At 64.9% G+C, this 1,039-nt stretch carries 1 protein-coding gene; it reads left to right on the top strand.

From position 1 onward, the window contains the following. Positions 1–275: 275 nt before the first annotated feature. Positions 276–764, top strand: coding sequence for an LGFP repeat-containing protein (locus tag ACWCQ6_RS37495; RefSeq protein ID WP_451097016.1), 489 nt, complete (start codon positions 276–278; stop codon positions 762–764). Positions 765–1,039 lie beyond the last annotated feature (275 nt).

Below are 1,039 nucleotides of genomic sequence, written 5' to 3'. Positions count from 1 at the left end.
GACGTGCTGTCCGCCTCCGGCCTGCTCGCCTACGACACCCCGCGCGCCGGGTGGGAGCCCGAGCTGCTGCGGGCCCTGGACCGCGCCGCCCGCCTCGCCCCGCTGTAGGCCCGTTGGACCCAACAGGCCCAATCGGCCCCGCCCGCCCCGGCGAGCGGGGCTTTCGGCTGTCTTGGCGCCTTGGGGCCGGAAAAGCCCCGAGAGGGCCGTTTCCATCTGTCGAATCGCCTCGTTGGCCCGTAAGGCAGTTCCAAACCAAGGAAGGCGGCGATGTCATGCATTTCGGCACAACCCTCCAGCGAGGAATTCGAAGGCGGACCGGCGTGCTGACCGCCCTAGCCCTGCTGACCGGCCTCAGCATCACAGTCACACCAACCGCACAAGCCGAACCCAGCGACCCCTACTGCGGACACAAAGTCGTAGGAGACATCGAGAAGAGGTACACCGAGATGAAAGGCCGTACCGGGCCGCTCGGGTGCCCCCTCACCGACGAACTGGTCAACCCCGACGGAGTCGGCCGACGAACCCAGTTCGAACACGGGACGATCTACTGGTCCCCCCGCTCTGGAGCATGGCCCGTCTGGGGAGAAATCGGCGAATACTGGTGCAACGACGGGTGCGAACGAGGGCCGATGGGTTACCCCACCTCCTATGAGTACAAGGTGGGCAACGAAATCCGGCAACGCTTCCAATGCGCGGTGATCCACTGGAAGCGGGCCTCCGGCACTGCAACCCAAACCCGGAGAGAAAACATCTGTGTCTGACCAGGTAGCTGAAAGGCTCCATGCTCGCCCAGCCCCGTCGTGACGGCGTCTTCACCTTCCCTGTATGACGGCTGCTGCTTCGACGCCCTGCTCAGGAAAACTCACGGGATGTCGCACAATTCCCCGCCGCCAGCCAATCGGTCTGCGGGGCTCCTCCGTGGTCATGCCCCGTCCGCGATTCTTCCGTTCTAGTGGTCGTTGCAACACCCCAGTTCAGGGGGTGCGATGGACTTCAAGATCCGGGAGAACCGGGGGGAGTCTCAAGGCCGCAAAGC

This window comes from Streptomyces sp. NPDC001880, assembly GCF_053594575.1.
The sequence above is the reverse complement of the archived record's forward strand: the minus strand, read 5'-3'. Positions and strand labels throughout refer to the sequence as shown.

Coding starts and splice junctions, on each gene's coding strand:
- ACWCQ6_RS37495 (WP_451097016.1), top strand. CDS start 276: ATGCATTTCGGCACAACCCTCCAGCGAGGAATTCGAAGGCGGACCGGC.